This window comes from Acinetobacter sp. WCHA55, from assembly GCF_002165305.2.
Taxonomy (GTDB): domain Bacteria; phylum Pseudomonadota; class Gammaproteobacteria; order Pseudomonadales; family Moraxellaceae; genus Acinetobacter.
On record NZ_CP032286.1, the window covers coordinates 729077 to 744391 of the forward strand.

General features: G+C 42.9%; 16 protein-coding genes. 10 read left to right on the plus strand and 6 right to left on the minus strand.

From position 1 onward, the window contains the following. Positions 1 to 17 precede the first annotated feature (17 nt). The 4 genes from CDG62_RS06310 to CDG62_RS06325 are packed head-to-tail and all read left to right on the plus strand — an operon-like array spanning position 18 to position 5874. The gene (locus tag CDG62_RS06310; protein ID WP_087528121.1) at positions 18 to 2033 is read left to right on the plus strand and encodes a M3 family metallopeptidase; all 2016 of its coding nucleotides are present in this window, start codon (positions 18 to 20) and stop codon (positions 2031 to 2033) included. Between the two features lie 11 nt (positions 2034 to 2044). After that, positions 2045 to 2983, plus strand: a complete 939-nt coding sequence (locus CDG62_RS06315) for an ABC transporter permease (RefSeq protein WP_086208726.1) — start codon at positions 2045 to 2047, stop codon at positions 2981 to 2983. 7 nt (positions 2984 to 2990) lie between these two features. Continuing rightward, positions 2991 to 4136 (plus strand): ABC transporter permease, encoded by a 1146-nt coding sequence (locus tag CDG62_RS06320; protein WP_087528120.1) that lies wholly within the window; start codon positions 2991 to 2993, stop codon positions 4134 to 4136. 10 nt (positions 4137 to 4146) lie between these two features. Continuing rightward, entirely contained in the window at positions 4147 to 5874 is a 1728-nt protein-coding gene (locus CDG62_RS06325) for an ABC transporter ATP-binding protein (RefSeq protein WP_087528119.1), read from the plus strand. A gap of 156 nt (positions 5875 to 6030) precedes the next feature. Here CDG62_RS06325 and rluB read toward each other — a convergent pair whose 3' ends face one another. From rluB to CDG62_RS06355, 5 genes are all read right to left on the minus strand, one after another. Continuing rightward, positions 6031 to 7137 (minus strand): 23S rRNA pseudouridine(2605) synthase RluB, encoded by a 1107-nt coding sequence (rluB, locus tag CDG62_RS06330; protein WP_087528118.1) that lies wholly within the window; start codon positions 7135 to 7137, stop codon positions 6031 to 6033. Positions 7138 to 7178: 41 nt separating this feature from the next. After that, on the minus strand, positions 7179 to 7766 hold the full coding sequence (gene scpB, locus CDG62_RS06335) for an SMC-Scp complex subunit ScpB (protein WP_087528117.1): 588 nt from the start codon (positions 7764 to 7766) through the stop codon (positions 7179 to 7181). Then, complete coding sequence (locus tag CDG62_RS06340; RefSeq protein WP_087528116.1) at positions 7766 to 8560, minus strand: segregation and condensation protein A; 795 nt, start codon at positions 8558 to 8560, stop codon at positions 7766 to 7768. Before CDG62_RS06340 ends, scpB begins: the two co-directional genes overlap by 1 nt. Positions 8561 to 9328: 768 nt before the next feature. Further along, on the minus strand, positions 9329 to 9946 hold the full coding sequence (locus CDG62_RS06350; RefSeq protein ID WP_004695345.1) for an L-threonylcarbamoyladenylate synthase: 618 nt from the start codon (positions 9944 to 9946) through the stop codon (positions 9329 to 9331). A gap of 85 nt (positions 9947 to 10031) precedes the next feature. Beyond that, the gene (locus CDG62_RS06355) at positions 10032 to 10694 is read right to left on the minus strand and encodes an elongation factor P hydroxylase (RefSeq protein WP_087528114.1); all 663 of its coding nucleotides are present in this window, start codon (positions 10692 to 10694) and stop codon (positions 10032 to 10034) included. 97 nt (positions 10695 to 10791) lie between these two features. On the opposite strand from CDG62_RS06355, the gene CDG62_RS06360 reads away from it, so the two are divergent. The 6 genes from CDG62_RS06360 (at position 10792) to lysM (ending at position 14541) form a co-directional block, all read left to right on the plus strand. Then, positions 10792 to 11349 carry a YceD family protein gene (locus tag CDG62_RS06360; RefSeq protein WP_087528113.1) on the plus strand — a complete coding sequence of 186 codons (558 nt, stop codon included), beginning with the start codon at positions 10792 to 10794 and terminating at the stop codon, positions 11347 to 11349. Positions 11350 to 11425: 76 nt separating this feature from the next. Further along, a complete protein-coding gene (gene rpmF / locus CDG62_RS06365) occupies positions 11426 to 11608 on the plus strand; it encodes a 50S ribosomal protein L32 (protein WP_004695348.1) in 183 nt (60 codons plus the stop codon). Positions 11609 to 11784: 176 nt separating this feature from the next. Continuing rightward, positions 11785 to 12771 carry an ACP S-malonyltransferase gene (fabD, locus tag CDG62_RS06370; RefSeq protein WP_087528112.1) on the plus strand — a complete coding sequence of 329 codons (987 nt, stop codon included), beginning with the start codon at positions 11785 to 11787 and terminating at the stop codon, positions 12769 to 12771. Continuing rightward, complete coding sequence (gene fabG / locus CDG62_RS06375) at positions 12768 to 13502, plus strand: 3-oxoacyl-ACP reductase FabG (protein WP_004695350.1); 735 nt, start codon at positions 12768 to 12770, stop codon at positions 13500 to 13502. Before fabD ends, fabG begins: the two co-directional genes overlap by 4 nt. Before the next feature lie 86 nt (positions 13503 to 13588). Further along, on the plus strand, positions 13589 to 13825 hold the full coding sequence (gene acpP, locus CDG62_RS06380; RefSeq protein ID WP_004695351.1) for an acyl carrier protein: 237 nt from the start codon (positions 13589 to 13591) through the stop codon (positions 13823 to 13825). A gap of 242 nt (positions 13826 to 14067) precedes the next feature. Continuing rightward, the gene (gene lysM, locus CDG62_RS06385; RefSeq protein ID WP_087528111.1) at positions 14068 to 14541 is read left to right on the plus strand and encodes a peptidoglycan-binding protein LysM; all 474 of its coding nucleotides are present in this window, start codon (positions 14068 to 14070) and stop codon (positions 14539 to 14541) included. Positions 14542 to 14607: 66 nt separating this feature from the next. Here the strand turns inward: lysM and CDG62_RS06390 are convergent, their stop codons facing one another. Continuing rightward, the gene (locus CDG62_RS06390; protein ID WP_087528110.1) at positions 14608 to 15312 is read right to left on the minus strand and encodes a GntR family transcriptional regulator; all 705 of its coding nucleotides are present in this window, start codon (positions 15310 to 15312) and stop codon (positions 14608 to 14610) included. Positions 15313 to 15315 lie beyond the last annotated feature (3 nt).

Here is a 15315-nt window from a genome sequence, read left to right on the forward strand (position 1 = left end):
ATAAAACTGGAGTCATGATGAAAAAGCAACATTTTAAATTCACCGCATTGTGCATGTTGGGCCTAGGGATGAATCAGATGGCTTTGGCTGAAACAGCACAGCGCCAAACCTTGCCGAGCTTTCAAGCCAAAGATATCCCTGCGCTGTGTAATGCCAAAATTGCGGATGTGAAAAAGCAACTCAAAGCGTTTGAAAATAAGCCCCTTAAAAACGAAACGGTAGCAGCGCCTGTATTGGCTGAATGGGATCGTATTTTTGCATCATTTGAAGATTTTTACGGCCCGATTGGTCTGTATAGCAATGTTGACCCTGATGAGGCACTGCGTAAAGCGGCTGAAGACTGTGAAATTAAAATTAGCCAATTCCAAACCGATGTTTATCAAAATCCAAAGCTATACCAACAAATTAAGAAAGTTAAAATTGCTGATCCAATTGAAGCCAAGTTCCGTGAAGATATTTTGGAAGGTTTTGAAAAAACAGGGATACAGCTTTCAGCAGATAAACAAGCACGCTTAAAAGCGATTTTTGATGAACTGGCAAAAATTGAACAAGAGTATGCACGTAATGTACGTGATAATCCTGAAAAACTCGAATTTAGCCCAAATGAGCTAAAAGGCCTGCCACAAAGTTATATCGACGGCTTAAAGAAAAATGACAAGGGTAATTATTTACTCGGGTTTGAGTATCCAGATTATCGTCCTTTTATGGAGTTGGCAGATAACGATGATGCACGTAAGCGTTATCAAATTGCATTTACCCGACGTGGCGGTGAGAAAAATCTAGCACTGCTGAAGCAAGCCATGGACTTACGTTATGAGCTAGCACAACTGTTTGGTAAGTCTAGTTATGCCGAGTGGGTACTACAAAGTCGGATGGCGAAAAACCCTGAAACCGTGAATAAATTCTTGGCAGAGGTGCATGCTACCGTGGCGCCCCTAGAGAGAAAGGAAGTTCAAACTTTACGTGAGTTTAAAGCCCAAAGTTTAAATATTCCTGTTGAGCAAGCCAGTATTGAACGTTGGAGCGAAGCATATTGGAGTGAAAAATTACGCAAAGCCAAGTATCAGGTCGACCAAGAGCAGCTACGTCAGTATTTCCCAACTCAAGCTTCTCAAGATTGGCTGTTTGCGATTTCTGAAAACTTGTATGGCATCAAGTTTAAGCCTGCCAAAGTTGATGTTTGGCAAGATGAAGTGGAATATTACGATGTGACCGATGCCAAGACTGGGCAACTGCTCGGTGGCTTATATATGGATAAATTTCCACGTAAAGGCAAATATGGGCATGCTGCTGTGTGGGGTGTTTATGGTGGTAGTAGCCTAACTGGGCGCAAACCGATTTCAGCACTGGTCACCAACTTTAACCGCAATGGTTTAAATAGTGATGAACTTGAAACCTTCGTACATGAGTTTGGTCATGCGCTTCATGGCATTTTATCTAACACACGTTTTTCCTCTCAGTCAGGAACTTCGGTTGAACGAGACTTTGTCGAAGCACCGTCACAAATGTATGAGGAATGGGCACGACGCAAAGAAACTTTGTCAAAGGTGGCAGATTATTGTAAACCTGACTGCCCACGTGTGGATGATGCATTGATTACTAAACTTAATGCCGTGCATAGCTATGGACGTGGTTTACATTATGCACGTCAGACGTTGTATGCACAGTATGACATGGCACTACATGGCAGTGATGCACGAGACGTTCAGCCCTTAAATGTTTGGGAAAAAATGGAAGGTGCAACAGCTTTGGGTTATGTTCCGACCACTGAGTTTCCAGGGCAGTTTGGTCACATCATGGGCGGTTATCAAGTCGGTTATTACGGTTATATGTGGTCAGAAGTGATGGCGTTGGACATGCTTTCAGCCTTTGGTGATAACTTAAATAACCCTGAAGTGGGACAGCACTATCGTCAAACGATTTTGTCCCAAGGTGGTCAAAAACCTGCCAAAGCATTGGTCAAAGACTTTTTGGGTCGTGAGCCTGATAACAAAGCCTTTTTCGATGAAATTACCGGTCAACGGGTGAAATAAGGGGCATTTTTATGCTGGCATATATTATTCGCCGAATTTGGCAAATGATCCCGACCATGCTTGGGGTGGTATTGCTGATTTTCTTCTTGTTTAACTGGGTAGGTGGTGACCCTGCCTATATTTTGGCGGGGAAAATGTCGAACCCTGAACAGATTGAAAATATTCGACAGCAGCTTGGGGTGGATCAACCCTACTATGTGCAATTATGGATTTTCATTAAGCAGATTTTGACTTTTGATTATGGGCTGAGTTGGAGTACAGGGGAGTCAGTATCGCAAATCATTACGACACGACTTGGGCCTTCGCTGACTTTGCTCATTCCACTGACGATCTTACAAACCATCATTTCTATTGTGTTGGCTTTGGCGGTAGCAGCGGTGCGCGGCAGTTTAACAGATCGTATGGTGATGATGCTGTGTACGATTGGCATGTCGATCAGTATCTTGGTGTATATCATTGTTTTCCAGTATGTCTTTGCCTATCAGTTGAGCTGGTTTCCAGTCCAAGGCTGGAGCGATAGCTTTGGCGAAAACCTCTTTAAATATGCTTTATTGCCCATTCTGATCATGTTGGTGGTCAGTATTGCCCCGACTTTACGCTTGTATCGTAGTTTTGTTTTGGATGAGGTTAATCAAGACTATGTTCGTACTGCACGTGCCAAAGGGATTGGTGAACGGCGCATTTTAGGTGTGCATGTGCTACGTAATGCCTCAATTCCGATTATTACAGACGTGATGGCAAGTTTGCCTGCTTTGTTGATTGGTGCATTTTTGATTGAGCGTTTCTTTGGTATTCCGGGTATTGGTCGTGAAGTCATTATTGCGGTAGAGCGTAGTGATTTTCCTGTGATTAAAGCCATTACTGTGTACGTTGCACTCGCAACGATGTTTTTCAACTTGATTGCCGATTTGATTTATAAATGGGTCGATCCTCGCGTACAGTTGAAGTAGGTGAATTATGCTCAGTGTTCTCATTAAAAGAAAACCAGATACTGCTGAACCTGCAACAGCATCTACAGGGCTATGGCAACTCGCTATGCGCCGATTAAAACGCGATCGTATCGCCATGTTTTCACTTCTGATCGTATTGTTTTATTTTCTGCTTTTAATTTTGTCATCGACTGGCTTAATTGCAAAAGACTGGAATAAAGAAGTCGCTGTGAGTTATGCACCGCCTACGTTTATCGGGGCGGCTGTAGTGCCACTCCCGCAAAGCGAAGCGCAAAAAGTCGAAGCGGCTGTGCCTGAAAACCCTGTTGATCCTTTGAAAGATGTGATTCGTGAGCTCAATGCAGAAATTGCGGCTGAACAGGGTGTAGGTGGTGCTATTGATTACTATGGGGTTGTTGATCCTTTAGCTGAAGACATGAAAGCGATTGACCAAGCCTTGGATGGGCATTTGTTGGATCAGCAAGCGGAACTCAAGCCAAGCTTGGTTTTAGGTGCTGACAAATGGGGACAGAGTGTTTTATTGAAAACCATTAAAGGTGCAGAAACATCCATTATTGTTGGCTTGGTCGCCGCTTTTCTTGCTGTCGTAATTGGTACCGTTCTAGGTGCCATTTCGGGCTATTTTGGTGGCTGGGTCGATGATGTCTTGAACTGGTTTTATAACATTTTTACCTCGATTCCTTATTTGCTCTTGGTGCTAGCGATTGCCGCAGTACTACAACAAAAAGGCATTTTATCCATTGTTTTGATTTTGGGTTTAACAGGGTGGACGGGGGTATATCGTTTAATTCGTGCCGAATATATGAAGCATACTTCGCGGGAATATGTGCTGGCGGCAAAGGCAATTGGGGTGAGTCATAGCCGACGTATTTTTGTGCATATATTTCCCAATGTCAGTCATATTGCACTGGTTCAAATGTCAATTTTAGTGGTGGCCTTTATTAAGTCAGAAGTGATTTTGAGCTTCCTTGGTTTTGGTGTCCCTGTTGGTGTGGTGTCATGGGGCAGTATGTTGAATGAGGCGCAAAGTGAGTTGATTTTAGGTAAGTGGTGGCAGTTAGCGGCTGCTTCTGTGGCAATGGCGGTTCTGGTCACTGCATTTTCAATGTTTACCGATGCATTGCGTGATGCATTAGACCCAAAACTGAAATAGGAGCATGAGAATGTCTGAACTCAATGATATGACAGCGCCAGTCTTACTTCAGGTGGAAAACTTGCGTGTCAGCTTCAAAAATGAAGAAAAGCAGTACATTGAAACGCTCAAAGGCATCAGTTTTAGTATTCCAGTGAATACTACTGTGGCTTTGGTTGGGGAGTCAGGGAGTGGGAAGTCGGTCACATCGCTAGCCACCATGGGGTTGTTACCTACAGAAAGCAGTCAAATTGCTTTGGACAGTAAAATTCTGTTTGAGGGGCAAGACCTACTCGATTTACCACGCCGTGAAATGCGGAAAAAGTGTGGTAAAGATATTGCCATGATTTTTCAGGAGCCGATGTCATCCTTAAATCCTGTGTTTACGGTGGGTTCACAAATAGCCGAAATTTTACAGTTGCATTTGGGCATGAGTCGTAAGCAGGCACGTGCACGTGCTTTAGAACTCTTGATAGAAGTTGGAATTCCATCTCCTGAAACCAAGATTGATGCTTATCCGGGTCAGTTGTCAGGTGGACAGCAGCAGCGCGTCATGATTGCCATGGCGATTGCCTGTAAACCCAAACTCTTGATCGCCGATGAACCGACAACAGCACTGGATGTTACCATTCAAAAGCAAATTTTAGATTTGCTGGAGTCTTTGCGGAAGAAGCATCAAATGTCGATGCTGTTTATTACCCATGACTTGGCTTTGGTCGGGGAAATTGCTGATCAGGTGATCGTGATGCGGCATGGCCAAATTCGTGAACAAGGCAGGGTGAAAGATGTACTTGAACGACCTCAAGATGTCTATACCAAAGCTTTGTTGCACTGTCGCCCGCAGCTATCTAAACGTCCCATGCGTTTGCCGATGATCAGTGACTTTATGCAACAAAAGGGTGATGATTATGTTGAAACGCATAGTGTCGATGTTGAGTCAATTCAACAAAGAAAACGAGGTTTAACAGGCCAAGAACCGATCATTTTAGATGTACGTGATCTTAAAAAGTCATTCTTTAGTCGAAAAGGATTGTTCGGTAAGGATGAATTTCAAGCGGTCAAAGGTGTTACTTTTCAGTTAGCAAAAGGCAAGACCTTGGGCTTGGTGGGGGAGTCTGGTTCGGGGAAAACCACCATCGGATTATTATTGATGCGTTTACAGGAGGCGACAGGAGGAAAAGCACTGTTTGAAGGTCGAGATATTTTGGCTATGTCAGAAAAAGAGTTTGCTCAGTATCAACGCAAGATTCAAATTATTTTCCAAAATCCCTATGCATCACTCAATCCACGTTTTACTGTCGGGCAGATTTTAATGGAGCCGATGCAGGTGCATGGGATTGGTGCGAATGATGCTGAACGCAAACAGATGGCGTTGGACTTGTTAGAACGCGTGAGCTTACCTGCACAGGCTTTTTATCGTTATCCACATGAGTTTTCTGGTGGGCAACGTCAGCGTATTGCAATCGCGCGTTGCCTAACTTTAAAACCTGAAATTCTAATTTGTGATGAGTCAGTTTCTGCGTTGGATGTCTCGGTACAAGCCCAAGTATTGAATTTGCTGCAAGACTTACAGGATGAGTTTGGTCTAAGTTATATCTTTATTTCACATGACTTGTCTGTAGTGAAATATATTTCAGATCAAATCATGGTTTTGAATCATGGTGATTTGGTGGAAATAGCCAATTCTGATGATTTGTACCAGTCACCACAGCATGATTATACCAAGCGCTTGCTTAGTGCTATCCCGCAGGGAGTATAGTGAAGAGGGAGTGGGGTAATGAAACGCTCAATAAATTGGGCGTTTTTAAGAGGGCTTACATCTTCTTCGCACTTCGGAACACAAAGCGATATTATTGCACTGTAAACACATATAAAAAGAGCCACTCGAAAGTGGCTCAAATTTTGATTTTAGAAATTAAAATTTCTTGAAGCTTTTATTTCCAAAAGGTTTACGGGGTGCATTTTCGTCACGTGTGTCACGCTGACCATAGGTACCTTTGTTGCCAAAGTTGTCTGGACGACTGTCGCGCTGTGCATAGCCTGAGTTTTGACGTGGTTCACGTTGACCATAACCTGTTTGTGCATTGTCGTGACGACGTTGGCTGTAGCCATTTGGGTTTTCACGGCGATCACGGTTGAAGGCAGGCTTCGCTTGTTGTTGGCCTTCATCTTCATTGTCACGGCGCTGTTGACGTAAGAAACCACCACGACGTGCAGCCATTGGTTTTTCTTGCATACGTTCAGTACGACGTTTTGCCATGCCGTACAAACCAGTGCCTTGACGCGGTTTTAACTCAACCGCTTTGGTTAAGTTGTCGATGTCGTTTTTGTCCAACTCCATCCAACGACCCGTACGTAATTCACGCGGTAAAATAACCGTGCCATAACGTGTACGGAGTAGACGGCTGACTTTTAAACCTTGCGATTCAAAAATACGACGTACTTCGCGGTTACGACCTTCTTTTACCACCACTTGATACCAACGGTTAATCCCTTCACCGCCAATTTCAGAGAATGACTCAAACTTCGCTGGGCCATCATCTAACACCACACCTTTGAGCATGTTGTTCTTAATTTGCGGCGTCACTTCACCCATAACACGTACAGCATACTCACGTTCAACTTCGTTTGATGGGTGCATCAAGCGGTTTGCCAGCTCGCCATCATTCGTGAACAACAGTAGACCTGTTGAGTTAATATCCAGACGACCTACCATCACCCAGCGATCATTCGCGATTGCAGGTAATTGATCAAATACCGTTGGACGTGACTCAGGGTCGTTACGTGAACAAATTTCGCCTTCTGGTTTATAGTAAATCAGAACACGACGACGAATCTCGTCTTCAATTTGGAACGATACTTTACGACCATCGATGCGAAGCTCATCACCTGGTTCAATACGTTCGCCTACTTGGGCAACTTGGCCGTTGACACTCACACGACCAGCGGCAATGACTTCTTCCATATAACGGCGAGAACCCAAACCAACTCGTGCGAGTACCTTTTGCAACTTTTCACTCATGACAGCATAACCTTAGAAATTATCATCAACAGTTCACCTATTTACGACTTCGGTGCATTCGCATCGAGCGCCATAAAAGCTTCCTTGGCATCCTGCAGGGGAGGCAACTGACCTAAAGAATTTAGGCCAAATGCATTTAAAAATTGGGGCGTCGTAACTAACAACGCAGGTCTTCCTGGGAGTTCACGAAAACCAGATTCTTTAATCCAGTTCCAATCAAATAACGTTCGTAACAATTGACTGTTATTTGAGACTCCTCGAATTTGTTCTATATCTGCTCGAGTGACGGGTTGATGATACGCAACCACGGCCAACATTTCGAGTAGTGATGGCGAGAGACGAGTTGGTCGCTCTGGCCATGTTTGTGCAACAATTTGACGGTATTTTGCTCGAACTTGAAAACGAAAACCTTGAGCAGTTTCAATCAGTTCAATCGAACGACCATGCTGTAGCATTACAAGTTGTTGTAAAAACTGGCGTAAATCTTGTTTGCTATATTGATTTTGGAACGATTCTTTCAATCGCGCAAGTGAAACAGGCGCATCACTGGCAAAAATAATCGCTTCTAATTGCATCAAAATTTCATGCAAGTTATCTTCATTCGTTACAGGAGTGGTTTGTTCTAACATTATTTTTTGACTCCTTGTATCGAAAGCGGTGCTTCAACACCTGAACTCACAATTTGAATACGTTGCTGACGGGTTAACTCTAAAATGGCCATAAACGTCACGACCATGCCCATACGACCTTGAATGGGACGCAGCAAAGATTCAAAAACTAAAACTTCACCTGAAGCGACTTTGCTTTCAATAAAAGCCATACGCTCTTCAAGTAAAACAGGTTCTTGTGCGATTTGATGGGTGATTGGCTCAGGTCGGTTAAACACGCAGAACAGTGCATCACGTAGTTGTTGCACATCATGACCGTCATTATTATCTAGAGTTTGGCCTAAGCTGACATTGGTTGAGAAGGTGTCTCGCTCTAATATAGGCATGTGCCCCAAGCGTTCAGCCGCTTGTTTAATACGGAGATAAGTTTCTAAACGGTCGATCAGCTCTTGTTTCGGATCTTTTTCAATTTGGATTGCATTGGGTGCTTTTGGCAATAGCAACCGTGACTTTAAGTCAGCCAATAGCGCAGCCATCACCATATAGTCTGCTGTCAGCTCAATGTTCAGCGACTTCATGGCATCCATATAAGACAGGTATTGCGCTGCAATCGGGGCAATATCTAACTGTAATAAGTCAAAGCCATTTTTTTGAATCAGGTAAATCAGAAAGTCGAGTGGCCCTTCAAAATGCTCAAGGAGAATTTCAAATGCAGCAGGAGGAATATATAAATCCTCAGGAATGGAGTCATGCCACTCATCCATAACACGGATTTGTGGAAGATCTTCCATGGCATTATGGACGGATTGATTCATTACAGTTATTGGCCACGCGAATTTTCAAAGGCATGATTATGTTTTTTCGAATCAGTACTTAGGAGAAAAAGTAGAGGTGATTTAAAAAATACATAATTTTAATAGGGCTTAGTGTAAAACAAATTGCAGTGTGAATACATGATTTCACCGACCAAATAACAAAAAAAGCTGTAAATAAATATAGAGTATTTATTTGTGTGATGCTTTTTATCCACTGATGTCGTAGCTCAATTTGCAGAAATGGGCTGGGTTTAAGAGGACTTGGCGCACTTAGGGTACAGTCTTGAAGTTTGTAAAATAATCGATTTGCTGCATATAGGTAGATGGGTGATACAGATTTATTGATATTAGAGTAGTTATGGACAAAGCTTTTTTTATAAATGGTTTGAAAGCGTGAAGAGAGTAACTGAAGCTCAAATTAATGTCAGTTAACGCCAAAGACAAGATTTACTCTGGTGCTTGTAGAGCCAATTCAATGATGCGCTGACAGCTGTCTTATAGGCAGAGATTCTTGGGTTCAAGGTATTTGAAATATTGCTGGATGGTCGTGATCGGGAGGAAATAACTATACCGATTATCTTCCCGCATAATGCAGTTGATTGAGCTAAGGCTTTGCACCAAAGTCTCGGACTCAAGCGTCCAAGGACGTTGCACATATAAACTATCGTGCTTGGAAAATTGATGGAGATTGAGCAAAACCATAAACAGGGTCATGTTGATCTCTTGAGAATGTGAGATTCAGTTTCTCTTGCGAAGAATTGCAGCGCATCACTCAAATGCGCTGACATCGCCAAGCCCACGGCGAATCACTTCAGGGTGATCACCTGATAAGTCGACAATACTGGTCGTGCTGAGTGTACCTAGTCCACTGTCAATGAACACATCAATTCGTTTTGAAAGTTGCATTTCGATGTCATAGGGATCATCTAGCGGTTCTTCTTGATTTGGCAGGATTAAGGTACTGGTCAGCAGTGGCTCGCCTAACTCTTTAAGTAACATTTGGCACACAGGGTTACTTGGAATACGCAGACCAATGGTTTTTTTCTTGGGATGCATCAAGCGTTTTGGAACTTCACTGGTTGCAGGCAAAATAAACGTAGTCACGGCTGGTGTATTGTTTTTCAGTAAACGATACATGGCATTGTCCACTTTAGCATAAGTGGCAATATCAGACAGATCCGCGCAAATGATGGCATATTGATGTTTGGCCCCAAGACCGCGAATTTGAGCAATCCGCTCCATGGCATTTTTATTCCCAATCTGGCAGCCAATGGCATAAGCGGCGTCGGTCGGATACACCACCACATCGCCTGCGCGAATTCGTTCTACTGCTTGGCTGATTGAGCGTGCTTGAGGGTTATCAGGATGGACTCGTAAATGAAGCATCGTTTTTTTCTCCTGATGGTTTTTTCAACATTATCGCGCTTTATCTTTGTGATGTTCAATGACCAAAATGTGAATCGTGCTAAATTTAGTCGAGCATTTCTCTTTGAAATTCATCGCTCTGTAATGTTTTACCAGCACGGGTACACTGGCAAATGCAGTGAATGAAGTGCTGTGCATCGCGCGGTAATTGGGTTTGTCCTGAAAAGTAAGCCTGAACTTGAGTGAAAACATGGTCTTTGAAGCGGTTGCCGTCACCACCTTCACCAGTCAGATTGTCTAAGGAAACACGGAACTTTCGACCAAAAGCTGTGGCAAATAACCATTCAATGGCTTGCGGTTTAATTTCAACCTGTTCAAATAAAGCTTGTTGTTCCGCTGTGCGACCATCGGGTGCATACCAGTAGCCTAAGTCGGGGAGTAGGCGGCGTTGGTCTCCTGCAATGCTCCAATGGCTAATTTCATGCAAAGCACTATTAAAAAAACCATGGGCAAATTGGATACGCGCAGGGGTGCTGTCTATCGCGGGAAAATATTCAGGTTCAAAGTCACCTTTAACCAAGTTGACATTCAGGTGGGAAAACCAATGATTAAAGTGTAAGATGAGCCAATCAACTTGTTCTGCTTCTGTACACAAATTCTCCCACGTCGAGAGTTGCACTTGGCGGTTTGAAATGTCAGAATCGACAGTTGAAATTGTGCTCACAAGTGATGAAATACTCACTTCTGTTTGCGGCTGCAACAGATGCATGACTTAAGTTACCCAAATGGTCTGTCTAAATAAGTACAAAATTGTATCTTAATCTTTGACAGAGTACTGATGAATTTGTAGAATTGCCGCCTTAATTATGTCAGCAAATACCTTTCCGGCACAGATTGAGCCGTTTAAATGGGCCGAACAAGGCTTTACATGGTCAGGAACACTGCCATTGTCTCGTTTTGCTCGTATAGCCCGTGAAGCTGTTGGATCAATTGATGATCAATTGATTAACATAGACTGTAAGCTATCAATGGATGCGTATCATCGTATTGTATGGCTAGATGGTCACGCTGAAACGAACGTTCCAATGGAATGCCAGCGCTGTTTAGGCACGGTAAACATTGAACTCGTTTCAGATTTTCATCTAGCTCTAGTGGATGATGAGTCACTGATAGAGCGCTTGGATGAGGATGCTGATTTCATCGTCTTTGGTGAAAGTGAAGCAACGACGAAAGGTAGCTATGATGCACCTGCAACCGCTGATTTACTGTCTCTGATAGAAGATGAATTGTTATTGTTGATGCCTTTGTCTGCTAAGCATGACGCTTGTGAACATAAGCACCAACCTGCCATTGAAGAGCTTGTTGAAGAAAAGCGGGATAATCCGTTTGATGTTTTGGCAAGTTTGAAGGGTAAACTTAACTAATTTTTGTGTTATACTGTTCTGTATAAGACAACTGAATTTGTTCTGATCCATATTTTTCGATTTGTAAGGAGCCATCATGGCCGTTCAGCAAAACCGTAAAAGTCGCTCTCGCCGTGACATGCGCCGTTCACATGACGCTTTAACCGAGAATGCATTAACTGTAGACCAAGCTACTGGCGAGATTCACCGTCGTCACCATGTATCTAAAGATGGTATCTACCGTGGTCGTCAATTATTCGCTAAAGCATCTGCTGAATAATTGTCGAAGCATTAAGCTTAAAGCTTAGTCGAAAAAAGGGGAGCGTAAAGCTCCCTTTTTTTGTTGTCGAATTTTTATCACCGCTGTTTTTGTTGTATTTGGCAATTACATCGACCTAAATTAAGTGTTAAATTTTCGCTCCATAAACAAGAGCAAAGACAAGAAAGGACTTTTTTATGTCTGCGAAACAACTTGATCAAGTCGCTCAGGCAACAAAAACAGCTTTTGTATTTCCAGGTCAGGGTTCACAAAAGGTTGGCATGTTGGCTGAATTGGCAGAACAATTTGCCAGTGTTGAAGCAACATTTGCAGAAGCCTCTAAAGCGGTTGGATTCGATTTGTGGCACATTGCACAATCTGGTGAAGGTTTAGACCAAACTGAATTTACTCAACCTGTATTGTTAACTGCCAGTATTGCTTTGTGGCGTGTATGGTTAGAACTTGGTGGTGTTGCACCGAAGTATTTGGCGGGACACTCACTCGGCGAATACAGTGCGTTGGTTGCAGCAGGAAGCCTAAGCTTAGGCGATGCAGCCAAGCTGGTAAACTTGCGTGGCAAATTGATGCAAAGTGCTGTACCTCAGGGTAAGGGTGCAATGGCTGCAATCTTAGGTTTAGATGATGCGCAAGTTGTTGCTTTATGCCAACAAGTTTCGAGTCAAGCTGAAGGTTCAGTTGAAGCGGCTAACTACAATGCTCAAAGTCAAGTGGTGATTGCTGGTGAAAAAGCAGCAGTTGAAGCAGTCATGGCTTTAGCTAAAGAAAACAGCGGCAAAGCGATTGCATTACCAGTTTCTGTTCCATCGCATTGTTCATTAATGAAGCCTGCTGCAGAACAGTTCGCACAAGCTTTGGAACAAACTGCCATTGAGCTGCCTAGCATACCTGTAATACAAAATGTGGGCGCGGAAATTGCTACAGATGTAGCACAAGTCCGCCAAGCGCTTACAGCTCAGTTATATGAGTCTGTACAGTGGACTAAAACAATGCAGTTTATTCAGGATCAAGGGATCCAATATGTTGCAGAGTGTGGTCCAGGCAATGTTTTGGCAAACTTGGCAAAACGTCTACCTAATATTGAAAAAGCATTTCCACTCGATAGTAAATCACGCTTGGAAGATGCACTAAATGCCATTTTAGTGGCTGAAGGAAAAATTGCATGACACAGGAACGCAAAATTGCACTCGTGACAGGTGCAAGTCGAGGGATTGGTGCTGCCATCGCTCAGCAACTTATTCAAGACGGTTATTTTGTTGTGGGTACTGCGACATCTGAGTCAGGTGCAGAAAAACTTGCTGCAAGCTTCGGTGAACATGGTGCGGGTAAAGTGCTTGATGTTCGTGATGGTGCTGCCATTGATGCGCTTGTAACTGACATTGAACAAAACTATGGCCCTGTGTTGGTTTTGGTGAACAATGCTGGGATTACCAAAGATAATTTGTTACTTCGTATGTCAGAAGATGACTGGGATGACATTTTAAATATCCATTTAAAAGCAGTTTACCGTTTGTCGAAACGTGTTTTAAAAGGTATGACCAAAGCGCGTTTTGGACGAATTATTAATATTAGTTCTGTGGTTGCACATTTTGCCAACCCAGGTCAGGCCAACTATTCAGCAGCGAAAGCTGGTATTGAAGCATTTAGCCGTAGCCTTGCAAAAGAAATGGGCAGCCGTCAAATTACTGTAAACTCAGTGGCGCCTGGTTTTATTGCAACAGAAATGACTGAGCAATTAAGCGAAGACATCCGTAAAAAAATGAGCGATCAAGTGGCCTTGAACCGTTTAGGCGATCCACAAGATATTGCAAATGCGGTGAGCTTTTTGGCATCAGACAAAGCAAATTACATTACTGGTACGGTAATGCATGTAAATGGTGGTCTATACATGAGCTAATTGGCTGATGGATAAACTTTCAAAATTTTAAAGATTCAATTAAACTAACGGCATTAAAAACGCCACAAGCAATGAGGAGAATTCCTGTGAGCGATATCGAACAACGCATCAAGCAAGCAGTTGCAGAACAACTTGGTCTTAAGGCTGAAGAAATCAAAAACGAAGCATCTTTCATGGATGACTTAGGTGCTGACTCTTTAGACCTTGTTGAGCTTGTTATGTCTTTCGAAAACGACTTTGACATCACAATCCCAGATGAAGATTCTAACGAAATCACAACTGTACAATCTGCGATTGACTATGTTTCTAAGAAACTAGGTTAATACATATTGTTTCAGCTTTGCTGAATGGAAAAGCCACCCATTTGGGTGGCTTTTTTATGCCCAAAAATACAAAGCGTCTAACTCACCTTTAAAATCTACTATTTCCGCCGGTAACTTACAAAGCTTTACCTTAAGAGGACTATTCTCTACCAAATCTGTCGTCTGTTTTGAGTATAAAAAAGGGTGTCTCATTTTTGAGCATTCACTATAACAACACTGATATAACAAGATAGAGCATACACATGGGTCTTTTTGATTTTGTGAAAGGCATTGGTAAGAAAAACACAGCAGTAGCCGAGCCTCAAGCCGCGCCAACCACCCCCGCAGAGCCATCTGCTCAAGAAATTGCCAACAAGTTATTGGGTCATATCAAAGCATTGGGCTTACCTGTGACGGGACTTTCAGTCAGCTATAACTCCACCACGGATTTGGCGACCGTGAAAGGGCAAGTTCAGACCCAAGCCGATAAAGAAAAGATTGTTTTAGCTGTCGGTAATATTGACCATGTGGCACAAGTCGATGATCAACTCACTGTGGCTAGCCCTGAACCTGAAAGTAAGTTCTACACGGTTAAATCGGGGGATAACTTATCGAAAATTTCCAAAGTATTTTATGGTGATGCCAACCAATACAATAAAATTTTTGAGGCCAACCGTCCGTTGCTGAAAGATGCAGATGATATTTTCCCAGGCCAAGTGCTGCGTATTCCTGCTTAAATTAACAGGCTAAAAAAGGCGCATAAGACGCCTTTTTTATTTGAGAGTGGAGTGTTGATTGAGTGCTTAGCGACTTGCATTCACAACAGCATGCTGGCTGAGCATACCTAAGGTAATTTTTTTTACCTCATCTCGACTTTGTTGAATGTGAGTACTGATCTTTTCAACTGCAAGCTCTGTCTGTTGTTGTGCTATATAGTTCAAAATGGCTTGATGCTCCGCATAGGTGGCTTCAATCCGATCCGTTTTTGAAAAATCGAGGCGACGAATAATGCGAATTTTTTCACTGACTTCTTGGTGAATTTTGATCATTTCTTGATTGCCAATAGCACGAACCAACGCACAGTGAAAATCTTCATCAATTTTCGCCATGGCTTTTAAACTCGACAGATACTGCTCAGGCGCAACCATCCAAATTTTCTGTAAGTGTTTCATTTCCTTGGATGGTTGTGATTCACTGCTGCATAACTTTCGAATTGCATACTGCTCAATCATGATGCGCAGCTCATACAGCTCATCATAGTATTGCAAGTTCAATGGACGGACAGTCCAGCCACTACGAAATGCAACTTCCACGTAGCCTTCTTGTTGTAGTCGATACAATGCCTGTCGTGCAGGTGTACGGCTGACCTGATAGTTCATGGCGATTTCGGATTCGGTAAAACGTTCACCCGGCATCAATTTAAAGTCAAAAATATCATTTTTAATTTGCTGGTAAACAAGTTCAGACAAATTGTCTGAACCTGAACCCGCACGTGTCATATTGGACATGTG

Excerpts from the sequence above, each read along its gene's own strand:
- CDG62_RS06310 (WP_087528121.1), top strand. The coding sequence starts at position 18 with ATGAAAAAGCAACATTTTAAATTCACCGCATTGTGCATGTTGGGCCTA.
- CDG62_RS06315 (WP_086208726.1), top strand. The coding sequence starts at position 2,045 with ATGCTGGCATATATTATTCGCCGAATTTGGCAAATGATCCCGACCATG.
- CDG62_RS06320 (WP_087528120.1), top strand. The coding sequence starts at position 2,991 with ATGCTCAGTGTTCTCATTAAAAGAAAACCAGATACTGCTGAACCTGCA.
- CDG62_RS06325 (WP_087528119.1), top strand. The coding sequence starts at position 4,147 with ATGTCTGAACTCAATGATATGACAGCGCCAGTCTTACTTCAGGTGGAA.
- rluB (WP_087528118.1), bottom strand. The coding sequence starts at position 7,137 with ATGAGTGAAAAGTTGCAAAAGGTACTCGCACGAGTTGGTTTGGGTTCT.
- scpB (WP_087528117.1), bottom strand. The coding sequence starts at position 7,766 with ATGTTAGAACAAACCACTCCTGTAACGAATGAAGATAACTTGCATGAA.
- CDG62_RS06340 (WP_087528116.1), bottom strand. The coding sequence starts at position 8,560 with ATGAATCAATCCGTCCATAATGCCATGGAAGATCTTCCACAAATCCGT.
- CDG62_RS06350 (WP_004695345.1), bottom strand. The coding sequence starts at position 9,946 with ATGCTTCATTTACGAGTCCATCCTGATAACCCTCAAGCACGCTCAATC.
- CDG62_RS06355 (WP_087528114.1), bottom strand. The coding sequence starts at position 10,694 with ATGCATCTGTTGCAGCCGCAAACAGAAGTGAGTATTTCATCACTTGTG.
- CDG62_RS06360 (WP_087528113.1), top strand. The coding sequence starts at position 10,792 with ATGTCAGCAAATACCTTTCCGGCACAGATTGAGCCGTTTAAATGGGCC.
- rpmF (WP_004695348.1), top strand. The coding sequence starts at position 11,426 with ATGGCCGTTCAGCAAAACCGTAAAAGTCGCTCTCGCCGTGACATGCGC.
- fabD (WP_087528112.1), top strand. The coding sequence starts at position 11,785 with ATGTCTGCGAAACAACTTGATCAAGTCGCTCAGGCAACAAAAACAGCT.
- fabG (WP_004695350.1), top strand. The coding sequence starts at position 12,768 with ATGACACAGGAACGCAAAATTGCACTCGTGACAGGTGCAAGTCGAGGG.
- lysM (WP_087528111.1), top strand. The coding sequence starts at position 14,068 with ATGGGTCTTTTTGATTTTGTGAAAGGCATTGGTAAGAAAAACACAGCA.
- CDG62_RS06390 (WP_087528110.1), bottom strand. The coding sequence starts at position 15,312 with ATGTCCAATATGACACGTGCGGGTTCAGGTTCAGACAATTTGTCTGAA.